The sequence below is a fragment of the Mesorhizobium sp. M8A.F.Ca.ET.165.01.1.1 genome, assembly GCF_004792065.1.
Taxonomy (GTDB): Bacteria; Pseudomonadota; Alphaproteobacteria; order Rhizobiales; family Rhizobiaceae; genus Mesorhizobium.
The window spans coordinates 116,132-134,734 of sequence record NZ_SRTH01000002.1; the positions used below are offsets into that span (position 1 = coordinate 116,132).

Here is an 18,603-nt window from a genome sequence, read left to right on the forward strand (position 1 = left end):
CAGGAAGACAGGGAAGGTGGGTTGGGTTCACAGCGCGGGGGGCGCCGGGGAAACAGCCTGACAGGCAAAAAGCCACGACCAGCCGGAACAAGGCTGGCGTGGCTTTTTGCGTGGATGAGACCGCGCAGGCCCAATCGAGCGGCGCCAATGCGCCTAGACAGGCCCGGTGAAGGATGAAATTGTCCCGCCTCTCTGGAAGAAGCGCGGCCGGGGCGGCCGCGCGTGAGTGGAGGAGTTCTATTGTCATGAAAAAAATGAGTATTTTGAGCGCGGCCATTTTCGGCCTGATGATGAGCGCGCCTGTCGCATTCGCCGACGACATCACCGTATCGGTGGTCGGCCCGATGACCGGACAACTCGCGACCATCGGCGATCAGTTCAAGCAGGGCGCACAGGCCGCGGCCGATGCCATCAACGCCGCGGGCGGCGTCAACGGCTCGATGATCAAGCTCGACATCGAGGACGACCAGTGCGACCCCAAGCAGGCCGTTTCGGTCGCCAACCGCATCATCGCCAACGGCGTCAAGTTCATCGACGGTCATGCCTGCTCGGGTTCGAGCATTCCGGCCTCGGCCGTCTATGCCGAAGCCGGTGCGCTGATGATGAGCCCGGCCTCTTCGAACCCGGTGCTGACCGACGCCGCGGCCAAGTCCGGCTGGCCGACGATCATGCGTCTTTATACGCGTGACGACGCACAGGGCGCCTTCATCGGCCCGTGGATCGCCAAGAAGTATGCCGGCAAGAATGTGGTCATCCTGCACGACAAGAGCGCCTACGGTCAGGGCGTGGCTGACGCCGTCAGGGCAACCATGAATACCGGTGGCCTCAAGGAAGTCTACTATGACGCCATCAACCCCGGCGAGAAGGACTATTCGGCGCTTGTCACCAAGCTGAAGGATCTCAAGGCCGATGTCGTCTATTTCGGTGGCTACCATCCTGAGGCTGGCCTGATCCTGCGTCAGTCGGCCGAACAGAACCTGAAGTTCCAGCTGATCATGCCGGACTCGATCGCCTCGCCGGAGTTCTGGCAGGTTGCCGGCCCGGCCGGCGAGGGCACCATGTTCGTGTTCCCGTCGGATCCGCAGGCAAAGCCGGAAGCCAAGGCGGCCGTCGAGAAGATCAAGGCCGGCGGCTTCGTGCCGGAAGGCTTCACGCTGTTCTCCTACGCCGTGGTCCAGGCTTTCGCCGAAGGCATCAAGCGTGCCGGCAGCGACGATCCGGCCAAGGTTGCCGAAGCGTTGAAGAACGGCACGCCGATCAGCACCGTTGTCGGCGACGTCACCTTCGACGAGAAGGGCGACCTCAAAAATGCCAGCTATGACATCAACCAGTGGCATGACGGCAAGTACGCGCCGATCGCGCAGTAATCGCTCCGACGATCGGCTAGAGCAATTCTAGGAAAAGTGTGTAGCGGTTTTCCGTCCAGAATTGCGTAAAAACAAGAAGTTAGAGCGGGTCAGAGATTCTATCAAACTCTGAACCGCTCTAGTCCAAGGAAATGGCCGGGTTCTTCCCGGCCATTTCTGTTTGCGGTCCGCGATGCGCTCCGGCTATCGGCCGGTGGCGGCGGTCGACGCGTTCCGGTCCTCGATGAACCCCACCAGCACCGCCCCGTCGGTGACCTGTGACCCTTCCCCGGCGATCTCGGCGATCACCCCGTCATGCGGGGCGGCGATGGTGTGCTCCATCTTCATCGCTTCGAGGATCAGCAGAATTTGTCCCTTGATCACGGCGTCGCCTTTCGCCACGCGCACAAGCTTGACGAGACCCGGCATCGGCGCGCGCAGGCTGCCGGAGGCGGCAGCGGCTTCATCGCTCCTGGCCAGGGGATCCGGCACGGTGAAAGTATAGGCGACAGCGCCTTCGAACACGGTGATGTGGCCAGGCCAGCGGGCGAGGCGGGGAACGGCCCGAAGGTCATGCGAATTGGTGCTGTCATACGGCGCATCGAGCGCCACCTGAAAGCGCCCGTCCGGCCGCATTGAAACCTTGGCCAGGATGGCCTCGTCGCCGAACTTCAGCCGCGTGCGCCGCGCAACGCCGTGGAAATGCGCATAGCCGGCAAGCGACGACCAGGGGTCGTCCGACGGCAATGCTCCGGCACCCGAGGCCGCCAGCGCGGCAGCCGAGATGATTTCGCCGGTCGGCGGCGCGACCGCCGTCAGCATCTCCTGGTGTCTGCCGATCAGGCCGGTATCGACGTCGCCCGCCGCAAAATCCGGATCGGCGGCAAGAGCGGCAAGAAAAGCGGCGTTGACGGTGGAGCCGGCAATCTCGATTTGCGCGAGCGCGGTGCGGAGCGCCTCCAGCGCCGCCTGCCTGTCCCCGGAATGGACGACCAGCTTCGCGATCATGGGGTCGTAATAGGGCGAGATGGCATCGCCAGCCCGCACGCCGGTCTCGATGCGCATCGCGGCACCCTCGGGGGCAACGCCCGGAAATTTCAGGTGGTGCAGCGTGCCCGTCGCCGGCAGAAACCCCTTGGCCGCGTCCTCTGCATAGATGCGCGCCTCGAAGGCATGGCCGCAAAGCGCGATCTCGCTTTGTGTCTTCGGCAGTTTTTCGCCGCTGGCGACGCGCAACTGCCACTCGACGAGATCGGTGCCGGTGACCATCTCGGTGACCGGATGCTCGACCTGCAGGCGGGTGTTCATTTCCATGAACCAGAAGCGGTCGGCCTTAAGGCCTTGCGAGGCGTCGACGATGAACTCGATGGTGCCGGCGCCGGAATAGTTGATCGCCTTGGCGGCCTTCACCGCCGCCTCCGTCATCGCCTTGCGCAAGGCCGGCGTCATGCCGGGGGCGGGGGTCTCCTCGATCACCTTCTGGTGGCGGCGTTGCGCCGAGCAGTCGCGTTCGTAGAGATGCACGGCATTGCCGAAATTGTCGCCGAACACCTGCACTTCGATATGCCGTGGCTTGTCGACGTATTTTTCGACCAGCACGCGGTCGTCGCCGAAGGCGGCCTTGGCTTCGCGCCGGGCGCTGGACAGCGCCTCGGAAAAATCATCGGGATGCTCGACGCGCCGCATGCCCTTGCCGCCGCCGCCGGCACGCGCCTTGATCAGCACGGGATAGCCGATCTCGCGGGCTTTCGAGGCAAGCAGCACGATCTCCTGCGCCTCGCCATGATAGCCCGGCACGACCGGAACGCCGGCTTTCTCCATCAGCCGCTTGGCGGCGTCCTTGAGCCCCATGGCGCGGATCGAAGCGGCCGATGGGCCAATGAAGGTGAGCCCTGCGGCTGTGACCTGATCGACGAAGTCAGGGTTTTCCGAGAGGAAGCCATAGCCCGGATGGATCGCTTCGGCACCCGTCGCAAGTGCTGCCGCGACGATCCTGTCGCCGCGCAGATAGCTCTCGCCTACGGGCGAGGGGCCGATATAGACCGCCTCGTCGGCCAATTCGACATGCAGGGATCTCGCGTCGGCATCCGAATAGACGGCGACGGTGTGCACGCCGAGCTTGCGGGCGGTGCGGATGACGCGGCAAGCGATCTCGCCCCGATTGGCGATCAGGATCTTGCTAAACATGGAGCCTCCAGCGGCGAATTTGCTTTGAGCGACGCCGGCCTTGCTTCGCGCTCGCCTCAGTCCTGCCGGACATATCCCCCACGAGAGGCACGCTGTCCCGCCGACCTATGCTGGCAGACGTTCCCTCGACCTCTCCCTTACCAAGGGAGTGCTCCAGCTGGCGTTCGGCCCTGCCTACTTCGACGCCGAGATGGCGCAGCCGCCGCTCGCGGTCTTGAGCTTCCACCGTGTCAAGCCGGCCTGGCAGTTGCGCAGCGCCATTTCTTCCGCGGCCTTCTGGGACGGCGCGTTGAGCTTCGTCCCGCAGATGATGTAGAGGTCGACAACGCGCGAATAAAAGGTCGTGGCGTAGGCCGAATGACCGCCCGCCGCGATATAGGCTTTGTACGCCACGTTGCATTCGCTCTTCGGATCCGAGCCCATGGTCGGTGGAAAATGCACGTCTCCCTTGCTTCCCGCCAGTGAACCCGCCGTCGCGGCGGCGACTGTCGTTACGACAAGCAGTCCGGTCAGCACCGGGAAACGAACGTGGTCTTTCCTGCCTGCAAGCGATTTGGCCATGCTCATGCCGGTCGCCGAGAACATTAGTAACCCTGCAAGTATCGACGCTGCCGACTTGCGACAATATTTCCGAACCATTTTCACCCCAGCCCAATAGCCCAACCCAGTGTGAGCAATAGCGAACATTCGGTGCCGCCGCCAGTTCGCCGGTAGAAATTTTCACTTGGCTATGATGATGAATCGATTGGTCCATACAGTTCAACTTTCCCCCAGAGCAGCAATGGCTCTTCGGTATAGTTCTGAAGTCGGCTCATCGAAGCAGCAGAAAGTAACGGTTTCCGGCGATGTGTTCCGTGCAAGGAAGCTGCCGACCGTTCGGACCGCGATCGCAGTCGCTTCAGCCTTCGGATACCGGTAGACACCAGTCGAGATTGCTGGAAAGGCAATTGTCCGGCAGTCATTGGCAAAAGCGATTTCGAGCGAGCGCTGGTAGCAGGAGGCGAGCAGTTCTGCCTCACCCTTGCCGCCACCCTGCCAAACCGGCCCGACCGTATGGATGATATGGCGGGCCGGCAGCCGATAACCCTTGGTCAGCTTTGCATCGCCGGTCTTGCAGCCATTGAGCATGCGACATTCGAATTCGAGTTCCGGCCCGGCGGCGCGGTGAATGGCTCCGTCGACCCCGCCGCCACCGAGCAGCGAGGAGTTGGCGGCGTTGACGATGGCATCGACCGCCAGCTTGGTGATGTCGCCGGTGTGAACGCTGATCCGGTCGCCCGTGGCGCTCATCATCACATCCTGAACACACCGAAGCGTGTCTCCTCGATCTCGGCGTTGAGCGCGGCCGACAGGCTGAGCGCCAGCACCTCGCGCGTCCGGGCCGGATCGATGATGCCGTCATCCCAGAGCCTTGCCGAGGAATAGAGCGGGTGGCCTTCATGCTCGTACTTCATCAGGATCGGCTTCTTGAATTTCGCCTCCTCCTCGGCGGTCCATTCCCCGCCCTTGCGCTCGATGCCTTCGCGCTTGACCATGGCTAGCACCGTCGCCGCCTGCTCGCCGCCCATCACCGAGATGCGGGCGTTGGGCCACATCCACAGGAAGCGAGGTGAGTAGGCGCGGCCGCACATGCCGTAATTGCCGGCCCCGAACGAACCGCCGACGATGACGGTCACCTTGGGCACCCTGGCGGTCGCAACCGCCATCACCAGCTTGGCGCCGTCCTTGGCGATGCCGCCCGCCTCGTATTTCCTGCCGACCATGAAGCCGGTGATGTTCTGCAGGAAAACCAGTGGGATCTTGCGCTGGCAGCACAATTCGATGAAGTGCGCGCCCTTCAGCGCGCTCTCGGAAAACAGCACGCCATTGTTGGCGATGATGCCGACCGGCATGCCGTGGAGATGGGCAAAGCCGGTGATCAGCGTCGTGCCGTAGTTCTGCTTGAACTCATCGAATTCGGAGCCGTCGACGACGCGCGCGATCACCTCGCGCACGTCATAGGGCTGGCGCAGATCGGTCGGGACGATGCCGTAAAGCTCATCCGCCGGATGAAGCGGCGGAATCGCTTTGTGTAACTTCAGGCTTACAGCTTTGTTCCGATTCAGGTTCTTGATGATGCGCCGGCAAATGGCGAGCGCGTGGTCGTCGTCCAGTGCATAGTGATCGGCGACACCGGAAAGCCGGGTGTGCACATCAGCGCCGCCCAGATCCTCGGCGCTGACATCCTCGCCGGTGGCCGCCTTCACCAGCGGCGGTCCGCCGAGGAAGATGGTCGCCTGGTTGCGCACCATGATCGTCTCGTCCGACATCGCCGGCACGTAGGCGCCGCCAGCCGTGCAGGAACCCATGACGCAGGCGATCTGCGGGATGCCGGCCGCCGACATGTTGGCCTGGTTGTAGAAGATGCGGCCGAAATGCTCGCGGTCGGGAAACACCTCGTCCTGGTTGGGCAGATTGGCGCCGCCGCTGTCGACCAGATAGATGCAAGGCAGGTTGTTTTGCAGCGCGATCTCCTGCGCCCGCAGATGCTTCTTCACCGTCAGCGGATAATAGGTGCCGCCCTTCACGGTGGCGTCGTTGACGACGACCATCACCTCGGTGCCCTCGACACGGCCGATGCCGGCGATCAGGCCGGCCGACGAAATCTCCTCGCCATACATCGACCAGGCCGCGAACTGGCCGATCTCGAGGAAAGGCGAACCGGTGTCCAGCAATTGCGCCAGGCGTTCGCGCGGCAACAGCTTGCCACGGCCGACATGGCGCTCGCGTGCCTCGTCCGAGCCGCCCCGCTCGACGGCCGTGGCCTTTTCGGCGATGTCGGCAACCAGAGCCCTCATGCGCTCGGCATTGGCACGGAAGGTCTCGGAGGAAGGAGAAATCTGGGTTTGCAGCGTGGCCATGCTACGCTCCCTCCGCCATGATTTCGCGGCCGATCAGCCAGCGGCGGATTTCGCTGGTGCCGGCCCCGATCTCGTAGAGCTTGGCGTCGCGCAGCAGCCGGCCGGTCGGATAGTCGTTGATATAGCCGTTGCCGCCAAGCAGCTGGATGGCGTCGAGCGCCATCTGCGTCGCTTTCTCGGCGGCAAACAGCACGCAGCCGGCGGCATCCTTACGGCTGGTCTGGCCGCGGTCGCAGGCGGCGGCGACGGCGTAGACGTAGGCGCGCGCTGCGTTCATCGCCGTATACATGTCGGCAAGCTTGCCTTGCACGAGCTGGAATTCCCCGATCGGCTGGCCGAACTGCTTGCGCTCGTGAACATAGGGGATCGCCACGTCGAGGCACGCCGCCATCAGGCCGATCGGCCCGCCGGCAAGCACGGTGCGCTCATAGTCGAGGCCAGACATCAGCACCTCGACGCCGCGTCCTTCCTCGTGCAGCACATTGTCGAACGGTACCTCGACATCCGAAAAGACCAGTTCGCCGGTGTTGGAGCCTCGCATGCCGAGCTTGTCGAGCTTCTGCGCCACCGAAAACCCCGGCATCGCCTTTTCGACGATGAAGGCAGTGATGCCGCGCGATTGCCGTTCCGGGTCGGTCTTGGCGTAGACGACCAGCGTTTCGGCGTCCGGACCGTTGGTGATCCACATCTTGGTGCCGTTGAGCACATAACGGTCATTGCGCTTATCGGCGCGCAGCTTGAGCGACACCACGTCGGAGCCGGCGCCGGGCTCCGACATGGCGAGCGCCCCGACATGCTCGCCCGAACACAGCGGCGGCAGGTATTTTTCCTTCTGTGCCGGTGTTGCCCAACGGTTGATCTGGTTGACGCAGAGATTGGAGTGGGCGCCATAGGAGAGGCCGACCGATGCCGAGGCGCGCGAAATCTCCTCGACCGCGATCACGTGGGCGAGATAGCCCATGCCGCTGCCGCCGAAATCGGGATCGGCGGTTATGCCGAGCAGGCCGAGCGCGCCGAGTTCGTGCCACAGATGCGCGGGGAATTCGTTCTCCCGGTCGATGTCGGCTGCGAGCGGAGCGATCCTGTCCTGCGCGAAGCGCCGGACCAGGTCGCGCAGCGCCTCGATGTCCTCGTCATGCCCGAAGCTGAGCGTGTTCGTGTACATGCCGTTCCTCCTGCCGCATGACCCCATCGATCTTCGCGCCGACCAGGCGCATTGTCATCGAAAGATATGTTGCCGTGACTTCAGCGATCGACAATCGCTCGCCCGGCCGGAACCAGACAATGACGCCGGTCATCATCTGGATCAGCGCCATGGCCGTCAGGCCGGTGTCCTCGACGCTGAAAATACCCGCCTCGGCGCCATCGCGCAGGATCGAACGCAGTTCCTTTTCGTAGGCCGTGCGCATGCGCAGGGTTTGCGTCAGCCTGTCGGGCGACAGGCTCCGCAATTCCATGTTCGACACATGCGTGGCGTGGCGGCGTTCGATATGAAAGGCGATGTGGTTGCGCACATAGGCGGCAAGCTGCCGCGCCGGATCCGCGCCGGCCGGCCTGGAGTGCTCCCAGGCTTCGCGAAGTCCTTGCATATGCTCGCGCATCAGTGTGAACAGCAGCTCTTCCTTGGTCGGGAAATAGCGATAGAGCGCGGCTGCCTGGACGCCGACCTCGGCGGCCAACTGGCGCATCGACATCGCTTGATAGCCGTAGCGCGCTATCAGATTGACCGCCGCTTCGCGGATTGCCGCCTCGGTTCGCCCGCCGTCTGATCCTGTGGTGCGTGCCATCATCGCCTCGCTGACGGCGGTAGTAATAAAACGAACGTTCAATTAATTCAAGAGAGCGAAATGCTCCTACGCAATGATCCTGAAATCTCCAGGCGTGGTCCAACTCTCCAGCTCTTCCACATCGATCCGCGAGACCGCCGCTCCCAGCGGGCCCTGCCGTAGCCGCTCGATCATGTCCGCAACCGCCGCGTCGGCGCCGGTAAGCCATGCCGTCACCGAGCCGTCTCTCTCGTTGCGCACCCAGCCCAGCAGCCCGAACCTTGTCGCTTCGCCTCGCGCCCAGATCCTGTAGCCGACACCTTGAACCTTGCCGTATATGCGCGCCTGAACCGCCCTTTTCCGGTCTTTCATGGCTCACTCCCTTGCATAGAGTCTGGCGCGGCACCGAACGAAGGCAACTGGCTTGAGGTACTATCCAATCGAAGAGTTCGGAATTTTACGGAAAATGGGTGACTTGATCCAGTAAATGGTTGACTGGGTCAATTTTCTGGCGATCATCCCTATAGTCTGGAAATTTCCCGGAGGCTTCTGGCATGAGCGATCGCAATGCCTTGGTCGGCGATATCCGCCGCTTCAACCGGTTCTATACCGGGCTGATAGGGTTGCTCGACGAGACGTTGATGCACAGTGCCTATACGCTGACCGAGGCGCGGGTGCTGTTCGAGCTCGGTCATCACCCCCGCGATTGCCCCACCAATCCTGGCGGCAAGACAGGCTTTCTGGCCCGAGCGCTTCGGCTCGATCTCGGACCGTTGGCCTCCGCAATCGCTCGGGGCCTTCAGGTGGATCCTGCCTATGTCACTAGAATCCTTCGCAAATTCTCTGCCGCCGGCCTGACTGAAATGTGCACCGGTCCCGCGCCGCTACGATCGCGCGTTCTTTCGCTTTCCGCGCGCGGCCAGGCCGCGCTTGCCGCACTTCATGCGGCTACGGATCGTGATCTCGCCCGCCTGACCGCGAGCCTGAATGACAAGGAAGCCGCGGAACTGTCGGATGTGCTGACGCGTGCCAGGCATCTGCTCGGCGTAGCGATGGCTCCTGAGCGCCCGGAAGTGCCCTAGTTTCCCCGCGCCGCCGCCAATGCGCCCGGCAATTCCTCGGCGAAGATATTCAATTCGTGGTCGAGACCGACACTGACGCGGATGCAGCGGTCTAGTCCTGGCGCCACTGGCTTGCGGATGAAGACGTCGCGCGACAACAGTCCCTGCAGCACTTTCAGGGCGAAAGCACCGTCATGGCCGCAGTCGATGGTGACGAAATTGGTCGCCGAGGCGAGCGGCTTCAACCCGTTCTGTTCGGCGATATCAGCGATGCGCCGCCGTCCGGCGGCCACCCGGGCCACCACCGCCTCGAGATAGGCCTGATCGGCGAGCGCCTCGACGCCGGCGATCTGCGCCATGCGGCTGACGCCATAGTGGTTGCGGATCTTCTCGAAGTCGCTAATCACCAGCCTCTCGGCCAACGCATAGCCGCACCGTATGCCGGCAAGTCCGTAGGCCTTCGAAAAGGTTCGCATGCGGATAACGTTTGGCCGCGAAATATCGATCGGCGGCAGGGCCGAGGCCGGTCCCAGCTCGCCATAGGCCTCGTCGAGCACCAGCATGGTGGTTTCCGGCAGGGCTTGTATGAAGCCGATGATCTCGTCGGCCTCCCACCAACTGCCCATCGGATTGTCCGGGTTGGACAGATAGACCAGCGGCGCCTTTTCCCTGACGACCGCCGCGAGCAGACCGTCCAGGCTTTCGCGATCGTTCTCGTATGGGACGCTCACCAGCCGACCGCCGACACCGGCAATGTGGAAGTTGAAGGTAGGATAGGCGCCGAGCGAGGTGACGACCGCATCGCCAGGCGCCACATACATGCGCGCCACCAGGCTGAGCAGGCCGTCGATGCCTTCGCCGACAACGACGTTCTCGACAGCCACATTGTGATGCGCGGCCGCCGCAACTTTAAGGTCGTAATTGTCCGGGTCGCAATACATCCACTGGTCGCGCGCGACACTCTCCATGCGGGCGATCACGCGCGGCGAGGGGCCAAAGCTGCTCTCATTGGCGCCGATGCGGGCACGGAAAGCGCGCCCGCGTTCACGCTCCTGCGCTTCGGGGCCGACAAACGGCACGGTCGACGGAAGCGCGGCGATGAGTGGTGAGAGGGCAGGGCGCTGAAGCATGTCGAAAGCTCGCTTGGAAGGGAGCCTTCTTGCTAACGTGCCGCTTGGGACGGTGCAAGGTCAGGATCGGCCGATCCGGTGGCCTTACTGGATTCTGCCGGCGGTATTTGCCAGCGAGGCAGGATGAACACACGATTGCCCCCCATCTAGTCCAGGCAATTCAACGCTCGATCTGCACCAAAGCGCAACCCGCGGCCAGTTCTACCAGCCAGGAATTGCCCCAGAATCCCCGCATCGCGCAAAGCCGCGGTCCGGTACGCTCTTATTTTTCCATATTAGTGACGCGGGCTTGTTGATTGTGCCGCCGCTTTTCTTTATCCACCGGCGCAACGGAGAGGTGGCCGAGTGGTCGAAGGCGCTCCCCTGCTAAGGGAGTAGAGGTCAAAAGCTTCTCGTGGGTTCGAATCCCATCCTCTCCGCCATGACCCCAAGACCTTGGTTGCTCTCGGGGCTTACCCCGGATTTTTCTGCGCCTCTGCTTGATCCAGAAAGAGCGCGATCTCATTGGGCAGGTTACCGGTCTCCAGGAAGGGTGCGTGGCCCTGATCCGGTACGGTGATTGTCCTGGTGCCGGGATGACGCTTTCGCATCTCCTCCAGCGTTTCCTGGGACAATAGCCTTGAATTGGCGCCGCGTATGACGAGCAGCGGAATGGCCGCCAACGCATCGAATTGCTGCCAAAGAGGCGGCAATGGCTGTGACAGGTCGAGATTGGCAACCGTGTCGACCAGCTTCGAATCGAAATCGGGCAGCAGCCCTTGATTCGTCTCGCGATAGAGCGCGCGCACCATTCGCTCCCAGTCGCCCTCAGCAAGCGCTGGAAAGTCCTTGCTATGAACATTGCGCTGGGCATCCACCGCCTCGGTGAAGGTTTTCGGCTTTGGCGTGCGTTCGAGATAGGACTGGATGTGAGCGAGGCCGGCGGCTTCGATCACTGGCCCTATGTCGTTGAGCACGATGGCTTTCAGTACCGCCGGCTGCATCGTGCCAAGGACATGGATCACCAGCCCGCCGCGCGAGGTGCCGATGAAGGCCGCCTGTCCGATACCGAGTGCGGCCAGCCCGGCAAGGACGTCGCCGGCTTCGATGCCGACATTGTAGTGACTGACATCGGGATCGTTGGCCGACTGCCCGCGTCCGCGGTAGTCGAAAGCGACAACCTTGCGCGCAAGGGCGGATCGCGTTGAGAGATAGAGCGCAAGCTCGTGAAAATCCCGCGCGTTGCGCGTCAGGCCAGGCAGACAGACGACCGGCCAATGGGCGGAACTCGCTTCGCCATAGACACGCGCGCGAAGCCTCAGCCCATCTGGCGCGGCATAGAAGAAGTCGGAGAAATCTGGATTGCTCGACATGGAACGGACGCCTTAGCCGCGAGATCGTCCACGACTGCTATAGACGGAGCGCTGGAGGGTCAAACGGGAAAGGCTCCTCCTTCTCCTCGCACGGGGAGAGCAAGAGCCTCAGCTGCGCCCATTCACGAGATCGCCTACAATGTCGTACTTGCCGGAAATACGCATCTTGTAGACCTCGTAATTCTCCATCACGCGCTGCACGTAACTTCTTGTTTCCGTGTAGGGAATCCGCTCGACCCAGTCCACCACCGCATCGATGTCCTTGCCGCGCGGGTCGCCGTATTTCGCCACCCACTGGCTGGCCCGGGCGGGCCCCGCATTGTAGCCCGCGAAGGTCAATACGTACGAGCCGTTGAAGCGATCGAGCTGTTCGCCAAGGAACGCCGAACCAAGCGTTGCATTGTAGCCGGCGTCGCTTGTCAGCCTGGTCTGCGAAAACTGCAATCCGGCCTTCTTCGCCAATTGCTTGGCGGTTCCCGGCATCAGCTGCAGCAGGCCGCGCGCGCCGGCACTGGATACGGCACCGACGTTGAATTCGCTTTCCTGGCGGGCGATCGCATAGGCCAGCGCCTTGCCCGAACCGGAAATATTGGCCGAATCGGGGATGACGCCGAGCGGATGCGACAACGCACCGACATCGATGCCGCGCGCCCCGGCGATCTTGCCAACTTTCAGCGCCATGAAATGGTTGTTCTGCTTTTCCGCAAGGACAGCGAGCAGCGCCAGTTCACCCGGGCTGGTCAACTGCCCGGCAAGGTCGCGATAGAGCGTTTCGGCATAACGGTCGTAGCCTGCCTCCTGCAGGCGCTTGATGGCGGAGACGGCCTCGCGGCCGGCAAAGTTCTGCCGGTCGGCGGCACTTGGCTGGGGATAGACGATGTTGAGCGCCTGCCGGCCGACGCGTTCGGCGGCTAGCTGGCCGTAGAACGTCGTTCCGTAGGTCGCCGCACGTCCAAAATAATCCTTGGCATTGCCGGGGCCGCCGACTTCCGCCGAGCGGCCGAGCCAGTAATAGGCGCGCGACAGGGTCATCGGCCCCTGAGCTAGCTCGGCGATGCGCGCGAAGTGCGTCGCCGCGAGCTTGGGATCGCTCAGGCCGCGCAGCGCATACCAGCCGGCATGGAACTCGGCTTCCGCTGCATTGGCCGCGCTTTCGGCTGCATGCATGGCGACTATCTTGTATGCGGTCTTCATGTCGCCCTGGTCGACCAGTTCGCGCGACAGCACCCGGCGTTCGACCCACCAGGCGTCCGGATCGACCAGGGTTTCACGGTCTGCCGGCGCTTTCATGACAACCGCCGCTGCGCCCGCAAAATCCTCCTGCTTGCGCAGATATTCGGCCTGCGCGAAGAAATAGCCGGCCGAACGCTGCGCCACCGGCACCGCCTTCAGCAGTTTGGCCGCATTCTTGTCGCCTCTGTCGGCCGCCACCCAGGCGTCGGCAAGCTGCTGGGCGCCGGCGAGGCCGGCGACACGCAAGGCGGAATTCACCCGGTCGGCATAGAACATGCGTTCCATGCGAAAACGGTGATCGGCGGCGGGAACAAGGCCGCCGAACTCCTTGATCAGAGCCGCCTCGTCCTTGGCGTCCAGGATCGCGGTGCGCCAGAACGGCGACAACGCCGATCGCGCCGCTTTGGCGTTGCCGGACGACACATAGGCGCGCGCGAGAACCATCACGCCTTCGAATGTCTGCGGCTGGCTGCCGTCGAAGGCCTTGATGACGATGTCCGCCGCCGGGTTCTCGCGATAGAGCGCGCGCTCGCTGTTCTTGCGCAATGCAACGGTGCCTGGCCAATTGGGCAGCATCTTCGCGGCCGCCGCGATATCGCCACTCGGAACCTTGTCGCCCCCGTAGAGCGCGATCGCCCAGGCCAATATGTGCTGGTCGAGCGATTGTGCGGGGAGGGCATCGCGCACACCGCGCGCGCCGGGAATATCGCCAGCTGCCAGCGCATCCAGGCCGCTTTTCAAGAGCGCGACGCCGGGGGTGGGGGCCTGTTGCGCCTTGTCCTGTACGCCAGGCATCGGAATGGCCGAAGTGACCCGCACATCGGCGCTGCCACAGATCGCCACGCCGGGCATCAGCGCGGCGATGGCGCCAAGAAGCGCGAACAGGCGGGGCCGACCGGTCGGCATGATCCTTCGTGTCTTTCCTTAGTCCAGCATTTTACCAGCAGGCGAAGAAGCCTCGAAGCCTAGACTTAGGTCGTGAAGGGCTCGTAAACAAAGGGTTATCGAGGCCGTTCGAATAACGCTTGCTGGCACCATGGCAATGCTTGCCGCGCAACAATGTCGAGACTATGGTGCGCGGCTTCGCTTTCGGTTAGAAGGCGCGCACGACAAAACACCGATGCATGTCGCCCAAAACCGGCAACCGCTTTTGGGACGACGACATGCATGAACCTGGAAGTCCCAAGGAGTTGGACGACATGCTGAGAGGCTCGCTTACTGCGCTCGTGACACCGTTCGAAAAGAGCGGGCGTTTCGACGAGAAAGCCTTTCGCGCGTTCGTCGAATGGCAGCTTGGGGAAGGCACCACGGGCCTCGTCCCGGTAGGCACCACCGGCGAGTCGCCGACGCTGTCGCATGACGAGCACCGCCACGTCGTCAAGGTCTGCATCGAGGTGGCCAGGGGCAGGGCGCCTGTCGTCGCCGGCGCCGGTTCCAACAACACCGAGGAAGCTGTTGGGCTTGTACAGTATGCCGAAAAGGCGGGTGCCGATGCGGCCCTGGTCGTCACGCCCTACTACAACAAGCCGACACAGCGCGGTCTCTACGAGCATTTCGCCGCCGTCGCCCGGGCGACCAAGCTGCCGATCATCATCTACAATATCCCGCCGCGCTCGGTGATCGACATGACGCCGGAGACGATGGGCCGGCTGGTGCATGACTTCAAGAACATCGTCGGCGTCAAGGACGCGACCGGCAAGGTCGAGCGGGTGTCCGAGCAGCGCATGACCTGCGGCAAGGATTTCATCCAGCTTTCCGGCGAGGATGCCTCGGCACTCGGCTTCAACGCGCATGGCGGCGTCGGCTGTATTTCGGTGACCTCGAATGTCGCGCCGAGGCTGTGCGCCGAATTCCAGGAAGCAACGTTGTCCGGCGACAGCGCCAAGGCGCTCGAACTGCAGGACCGCCTCTTGCCGCTGCACAAGGCGATCTTCATAGAGCCCGGCGTCTCCGGCGCCAAATACGCGCTGTCGAAGCTGGGCAAGGTCGAGAACGTGCTGCGTTCGCCGCTGGTCACCATCGAGCAGTCGACGGCCGAAAAGATCGATGCGGCCATGAAGCACGCCGGCTTGATTAATTGAGGATGAGGCGCCACCTCTCCACATCATGAATCAAGTCAGAAAAGCCGATCCCAACAACAAGACCGTTGCGGAAAACCGCAAGGCGCGGTTTTCCTATGAGGTGCTCGACACGATCGAGACCGGCTTGGTGCTGACTGGCACCGAGGTCAAATCGTTGCGCCAGGGCCAGGCCAACATCCAGGACAGTTATGCCTCGGTAGAAGGCGGCGAGATCTGGCTGATCAATTCCTATCTGCCTGAATACCTGCAGGCCAACCGCTTCAACCACGAACCGCGCCGGCGCCGCAAGCTGCTGCTCAACAAGCGCGAGATGGCAAAACTGTCGCAGAGCGTCGACCGTGAAGGGATGACGCTGGTGCCGCTAAAAATCTATTTCAACGATCAGGGGCGCGCCAAGCTGCTGCTTGCCGTTGGCCGCGGCAAGAAGCTGCATGACAAGCGCGAGACCGAGAAGCAACGCGACTGGTCGCGCGAAAAGGGCCGGCTGCTCAAGGAACGCGGGTGATCAGGTGACAGCCTGAAAAAAGCCAACAGCCGGGGCTTCAAGGTCTAACAATCGGCAAGCCCAACAGGGGATGGTCTTGAAGAAGCGGATTGTTCTCTGGGGCCTCGCCAGTCTTGCCCTGGCATCTATCGTTGCGGCGGGGGCCTTGGTCTATTTCCACACCTATTCTCCCGACCGCGGCAGATATCCGGTCAGGGGCATCGACGTCTCCCATCATCAGGGCAAGATCGACTGGCGGCGCGTTGCCGCCGATGATGTGGCTTTCGCCGTCATCAAGGCGACTGAGGGCGGCGACCATGTCGACGAAGCCTTCGCCGGCAACCTGCGCGAGGCCCGCGCCGCCGGGCTCGCCGTCGGCGCCTATCATTTCTTCACCTTCTGCCGTCCGGGCGCCGACCAGGCCAGGAATTTTATCTCGGTGGTGCCGCGCGATCAGCCGTTGCTGCCGCCGGTCGTCGACATCGAGTTCGGCGGCAACTGTCCGCAGCGCCCGTCGCCCGAGCAACTGAACGCCGAACTGCAGGCTTTCCTTGGACCCGTCGAGGCGGCCTTCGGCAAGCCAGCGATCGTCTATCTGACGGATGAAGCCGAAGCTGCCTATGCCGGGCAAATCAGCGCTCGCCCACTCTGGCTGCGCTCTCTGCTCATGGAGCCGGACCGCCGTGACTGGATCTACTGGCAGTACCACAACCGGGGACGCGTGGACGGCATTGAGGGGGACGTCGACCTGAACGTTTTGCAGGGCGGGCCGCAGAAGTTGGCGGCGCTGCTTGCCCCCATACCTTGATGCCACTGAAACCATTTACGATCCAGCTGGTGCCGGAACAGCCAGATTTTCCCTGGTGCTGCGTCGACCCATCGCCGAATAACCCATCCCGGCGGCCATGATGGCGATGGCCACGCATTGGATCGCCAGCGGGGTCTCGCCAAGCACGACCATGCCGACCATCACGGTGGCGATCGGCACACCCGGCAGGAACAGCGATGCAGCCTGCGAGCCCAATTGGTCGACAATGTAAGTGTAAAGGAACATTGCGACAGCGCCGGCGAGAAGACCTTGAATGACGATCTGGCTGGCGATTTCGGCGCCTGCGGCGGCATGGAGGCCGCTTGGCGCAAAGACATAGAGAAGTGGCAGCGGCAGGCAGGACAAAAGCACGACGCTCGCGGTCGCCGTCACCGGCTCGACACGCCACCGCTGCACAAGAACGGCATATGTGGAAAACATCGCGCCCGATCCGACAAACAGCAGATCCCCGAACAAGACATCACCGGCGCCGGTGCGCGCCGGCGCTATGAACAGCAACAAGCCGGCGATGATCGTGGCGACGCCAACGATCCGCCGGCGCGACGCGCTTTCCCTGAACAGCGACAATAGGAACGAGAAGAAGACGATCGAGGCGGGGCAGAGCGCCGCGGCATGGGCGGCGGGCGCATGAGTGAGGCCCCAGTTGATGATCAGCGGATAGGGCAATCCGGCCAGCGCCGCCAACGTCAATCCACGCCGCCAGCCCAGCGCCGTCATGGTCGCCAGGCCGCGCCTCCAGACGATCGGCAGGAACACCGCGCCGGCACCGGCAAAGCGCAAGCCGGCCATGTCGGTGGCCGTCAGATGCTCCCTGAGGCTGAAGCGGGCGGCCACGAACTGCGCGGCATAGATGGCGATCATGGCGAGGCCGGCGATCACCGCAAGCCTTGTGTTTCCCGTGTCTCGGACGTCCGCCATGTTCTGCCACCATATTCATGCCGCCAGGAGGAGACAGCCCCGACCTTGCGATGAAGCGCAGCCTATTGTCGAAATGGCCGCGACTAAATACGCTGTTTTTCGAAAATTGACGTGTAGTTCACGCAAATGAGGTGGCTTGAACGTGAATCCTGAATCGGGCGACCTCGACGCCGTCGATCGCAGTCTTTTGCGGCTGCTGCAGGAAGATGGACGCCGCACCACGCTTGATCTGGCAGCGCGCGTCGGCCTGTCGCCGACCGGCACCAGCCAGCGCGTGAAGCGCCTGTTTCGCGACGGGTTCATCACCGCCGTCAGGGCGGTGCTCAATCCGGTAAAGATTGGCCGAGGCATGCTTGTCTTCATCGAGGTGCGGCTCGATCACACGGCCCCGCATATTTTTGATCGTTTCGCCGAGGCGGTCGCAAAGGCGCCCGAGGTTCTGGAATGCCATATGGTCGTCGGTGGCTTCGACTATCTTGTGAAGGCGCGCATTGCCGAGATGGCCGACTATCAGGACTTTCTCAAACGCGTCATCCTGCCGCTGCCGGGCGTGAAGGAAACACATACCTATGCCTCGATCGGCGACGTGAAACCGGATGCCCTGTTGCCGGTGTAGGCAGGCACCGAAGACCGTACGACGTCCGATACTTCAGGTCTCCAGGAATGCCGCGATGTCGCCAAACACCCTGACGAACATGTCTTCGGTCAACACCCCGGTATTGGTGTTGTAGCGCGAGCAATGATAGCTCGAAAACAGCGTAATGCCGCCGGCGGGCAATTGCCCGCCATGTTTGAACGGATAGGCGGCGACGCGCCCGCCCAGTGCCCGCACGGTCGACTGGTGCGCGATCGATCCCAGGGCCAGCACGGCGCGCAAGTTTGGAAAGCGAGCGATCGTCGGCACCAAAAATGTCCGGCAGGTGGTGATCTCGGCGCCCACCGGCTTGTTCTCCGGCGGCACGCAGCGCACCGCGTTGGTGATGGCCGTGCCGACGAGTTCCAGCCCGTCATCGAGCCGCGCCTTGAACTCGCCGCGTGCAAAACCGTGGGCAATCAGTGTCGAATAGAGCAGGTCACCGGCATAGTCACCGGTGAACGGGCGCCCGGTGCGGTTGGCGCCGCGCAAGCCAGGCGCCAGACCGACGATCAGAAGCCGGACGGTGTCTTCGCCGCCCGGTGGCAGGAAGGTCGGCACTGGCGCATTGAACCAGGACGGCTCGCGCTGCCGCCATTCGGCGATGAAGTCATGCAACCGCGGGCAAAGTGGGCAGTCGCGGCTGGGTTCGGAAGCGGAGAGGACGGTCAAGTCGACCGGC

At 63.0% G+C, this 18,603-nt stretch carries 18 protein-coding genes and 1 tRNA gene; 7 read left to right on the forward strand and 12 right to left on the reverse strand.

Features of this window, described 5'->3' with window-relative positions; translation table 11 throughout:
- The first annotated feature begins 245 nt into the window (after positions 1-245).
- Positions 246-1,367, forward strand: a complete 1,122-nt coding sequence (locus tag EN808_RS05075) for a branched-chain amino acid ABC transporter substrate-binding protein (RefSeq protein WP_127281159.1) — start codon at positions 246-248, stop codon at positions 1,365-1,367.
- Between the two features lie 183 nt (positions 1,368-1,550).
- Here EN808_RS05075 and EN808_RS05080 read toward each other — a convergent pair whose 3' ends face one another.
- The 7 genes from EN808_RS05080 to EN808_RS05110 all read right to left on the reverse strand — a co-directional run bounded on the left by EN808_RS05080 (position 1,551) and on the right by EN808_RS05110 (position 8,571).
- Positions 1,551-3,533, reverse strand: coding sequence for an acetyl/propionyl/methylcrotonyl-CoA carboxylase subunit alpha (locus EN808_RS05080; protein ID WP_135915307.1), 1,983 nt, complete (start codon positions 3,531-3,533; stop codon positions 1,551-1,553).
- Positions 3,534-3,707: 174 nt separating this feature from the next.
- Positions 3,708-4,172 (reverse strand): hypothetical protein, encoded by a 465-nt coding sequence (locus tag EN808_RS05085; RefSeq protein WP_135883370.1) that lies wholly within the window; start codon positions 4,170-4,172, stop codon positions 3,708-3,710.
- Positions 4,173-4,292: 120 nt separating this feature from the next.
- Positions 4,293-4,823: an O-acetyl-ADP-ribose deacetylase gene (locus EN808_RS05090; RefSeq protein WP_135915308.1), complete on the reverse strand. Its 531-nt coding sequence runs from the start codon at positions 4,821-4,823 to the stop codon at positions 4,293-4,295.
- 2 nt (positions 4,824-4,825) lie between these two features.
- The gene (locus EN808_RS05095; RefSeq protein ID WP_135915309.1) at positions 4,826-6,433 is read right to left on the reverse strand and encodes a carboxyl transferase domain-containing protein; all 1,608 of its coding nucleotides are present in this window, start codon (positions 6,431-6,433) and stop codon (positions 4,826-4,828) included.
- A gap of 1 nt (position 6,434) precedes the next feature.
- Positions 6,435-7,598, reverse strand: coding sequence for an isovaleryl-CoA dehydrogenase (locus tag EN808_RS05100; RefSeq protein ID WP_135883368.1), 1,164 nt, complete (start codon positions 7,596-7,598; stop codon positions 6,435-6,437).
- The gene (locus EN808_RS05105) at positions 7,567-8,220 is read right to left on the reverse strand and encodes a TetR/AcrR family transcriptional regulator (protein ID WP_135915310.1); all 654 of its coding nucleotides are present in this window, start codon (positions 8,218-8,220) and stop codon (positions 7,567-7,569) included. The genes EN808_RS05100 and EN808_RS05105 overlap by 32 nt, the downstream gene beginning before the upstream one ends.
- Positions 8,221-8,286: 66 nt before the next feature.
- On the reverse strand, positions 8,287-8,571 hold the full coding sequence (locus tag EN808_RS05110) for an acylphosphatase (protein ID WP_127278538.1): 285 nt from the start codon (positions 8,569-8,571) through the stop codon (positions 8,287-8,289).
- Between the two features lie 182 nt (positions 8,572-8,753).
- Between EN808_RS05110 and EN808_RS05115 the strand changes: the two genes are divergently transcribed.
- The gene (locus EN808_RS05115; protein WP_135915311.1) at positions 8,754-9,281 is read left to right on the forward strand and encodes a MarR family winged helix-turn-helix transcriptional regulator; all 528 of its coding nucleotides are present in this window, start codon (positions 8,754-8,756) and stop codon (positions 9,279-9,281) included.
- Here the strand turns inward: EN808_RS05115 and EN808_RS05120 are convergent.
- Complete coding sequence (locus tag EN808_RS05120; RefSeq protein ID WP_135915312.1) at positions 9,278-10,390, reverse strand: pyridoxal phosphate-dependent aminotransferase; 1,113 nt, start codon at positions 10,388-10,390, stop codon at positions 9,278-9,280. The genes EN808_RS05115 and EN808_RS05120 overlap by 4 nt on opposite strands.
- 331 nt (positions 10,391-10,721) lie before the next feature.
- On the opposite strand from EN808_RS05120, the gene EN808_RS05125 reads away from it, so the two are divergent.
- Positions 10,722-10,812 (forward strand) — tRNA-Ser (locus EN808_RS05125).
- 30 nt (positions 10,813-10,842) lie between these two features.
- Here the strand turns inward: EN808_RS05125 and EN808_RS05130 are convergent.
- Both EN808_RS05130 and EN808_RS05135 read right to left on the reverse strand, forming a co-directional pair.
- A complete protein-coding gene (locus EN808_RS05130; RefSeq protein ID WP_135915313.1) occupies positions 10,843-11,742 on the reverse strand; it encodes an alpha/beta hydrolase in 900 nt (299 codons plus the stop codon).
- 108 nt (positions 11,743-11,850) lie between these two features.
- Complete coding sequence (locus EN808_RS05135) at positions 11,851-13,881, reverse strand: lytic transglycosylase domain-containing protein (RefSeq protein WP_135915314.1); 2,031 nt, start codon at positions 13,879-13,881, stop codon at positions 11,851-11,853.
- A gap of 293 nt (positions 13,882-14,174) precedes the next feature.
- Between EN808_RS05135 and dapA the strand changes: the two genes are divergently transcribed.
- The 3 genes from dapA (at position 14,175) to EN808_RS05150 (ending at position 16,348) form a co-directional block, all read left to right on the forward strand.
- Positions 14,175-15,056 carry a 4-hydroxy-tetrahydrodipicolinate synthase gene (dapA, locus tag EN808_RS05140; RefSeq protein ID WP_127871507.1) on the forward strand — a complete coding sequence of 294 codons (882 nt, stop codon included), beginning with the start codon at positions 14,175-14,177 and terminating at the stop codon, positions 15,054-15,056.
- A 25-nt stretch (positions 15,057-15,081) separates the two neighbouring features.
- On the forward strand, positions 15,082-15,561 hold the full coding sequence (smpB, locus tag EN808_RS05145; RefSeq protein ID WP_027144197.1) for an SsrA-binding protein SmpB: 480 nt from the start codon (positions 15,082-15,084) through the stop codon (positions 15,559-15,561).
- Positions 15,562-15,637: 76 nt separating this feature from the next.
- Complete coding sequence (locus tag EN808_RS05150; protein ID WP_135863724.1) at positions 15,638-16,348, forward strand: GH25 family lysozyme; 711 nt, start codon at positions 15,638-15,640, stop codon at positions 16,346-16,348.
- 15 nt (positions 16,349-16,363) lie between these two features.
- Here the strand turns inward: EN808_RS05150 and EN808_RS05155 are convergent, their stop codons facing one another.
- Positions 16,364-17,287: a DMT family transporter gene (locus EN808_RS05155; protein WP_135863726.1), complete on the reverse strand. Its 924-nt coding sequence runs from the start codon at positions 17,285-17,287 to the stop codon at positions 16,364-16,366.
- A gap of 142 nt (positions 17,288-17,429) precedes the next feature.
- Here EN808_RS05155 and EN808_RS05160 point away from each other — a divergent pair, with 142 nt between their 5' ends.
- Complete coding sequence (locus EN808_RS05160; protein ID WP_127871508.1) at positions 17,430-17,903, forward strand: Lrp/AsnC ligand binding domain-containing protein; 474 nt, start codon at positions 17,430-17,432, stop codon at positions 17,901-17,903.
- 33 nt (positions 17,904-17,936) lie between these two features.
- Here EN808_RS05160 and EN808_RS05165 read toward each other — a convergent pair whose 3' ends face one another.
- On the reverse strand, positions 17,937-18,593 hold the full coding sequence (locus EN808_RS05165; protein WP_135863728.1) for a uracil-DNA glycosylase: 657 nt from the start codon (positions 18,591-18,593) through the stop codon (positions 17,937-17,939).
- Between the last annotated feature and the right edge of the window lie 10 nt (positions 18,594-18,603).

Coding starts and splice junctions, on each gene's coding strand:
- EN808_RS05105 (WP_135915310.1), bottom strand. CDS start 8,220: ATGGCACGCACCACAGGATCAGACGGCGGGCGAACCGAGGCGGCAATC.
- EN808_RS05100 (WP_135883368.1), bottom strand. CDS start 7,598: ATGTACACGAACACGCTCAGCTTCGGGCATGACGAGGACATCGAGGCG.
- EN808_RS05155 (WP_135863726.1), bottom strand. CDS start 17,287: ATGGCGGACGTCCGAGACACGGGAAACACAAGGCTTGCGGTGATCGCC.
- EN808_RS05135 (WP_135915314.1), bottom strand. CDS start 13,881: ATGCCGACCGGTCGGCCCCGCCTGTTCGCGCTTCTTGGCGCCATCGCC.
- EN808_RS05085 (WP_135883370.1), bottom strand. CDS start 4,172: ATGGTTCGGAAATATTGTCGCAAGTCGGCAGCGTCGATACTTGCAGGG.
- EN808_RS05120 (WP_135915312.1), bottom strand. CDS start 10,390: ATGCTTCAGCGCCCTGCCCTCTCACCACTCATCGCCGCGCTTCCGTCG.
- EN808_RS05075 (WP_127281159.1), top strand. CDS start 246: ATGAAAAAAATGAGTATTTTGAGCGCGGCCATTTTCGGCCTGATGATG.
- EN808_RS05095 (WP_135915309.1), bottom strand. CDS start 6,433: ATGGCCACGCTGCAAACCCAGATTTCTCCTTCCTCCGAGACCTTCCGT.
- dapA (WP_127871507.1), top strand. CDS start 14,175: ATGCTGAGAGGCTCGCTTACTGCGCTCGTGACACCGTTCGAAAAGAGC.
- EN808_RS05130 (WP_135915313.1), bottom strand. CDS start 11,742: ATGTCGAGCAATCCAGATTTCTCCGACTTCTTCTATGCCGCGCCAGAT.
- smpB (WP_027144197.1), top strand. CDS start 15,082: ATGAATCAAGTCAGAAAAGCCGATCCCAACAACAAGACCGTTGCGGAA.
- EN808_RS05080 (WP_135915307.1), bottom strand. CDS start 3,533: ATGTTTAGCAAGATCCTGATCGCCAATCGGGGCGAGATCGCTTGCCGC.
- EN808_RS05090 (WP_135915308.1), bottom strand. CDS start 4,823: ATGAGCGCCACGGGCGACCGGATCAGCGTTCACACCGGCGACATCACC.
- EN808_RS05115 (WP_135915311.1), top strand. CDS start 8,754: ATGAGCGATCGCAATGCCTTGGTCGGCGATATCCGCCGCTTCAACCGG.
- EN808_RS05110 (WP_127278538.1), bottom strand. CDS start 8,571: ATGAAAGACCGGAAAAGGGCGGTTCAGGCGCGCATATACGGCAAGGTT.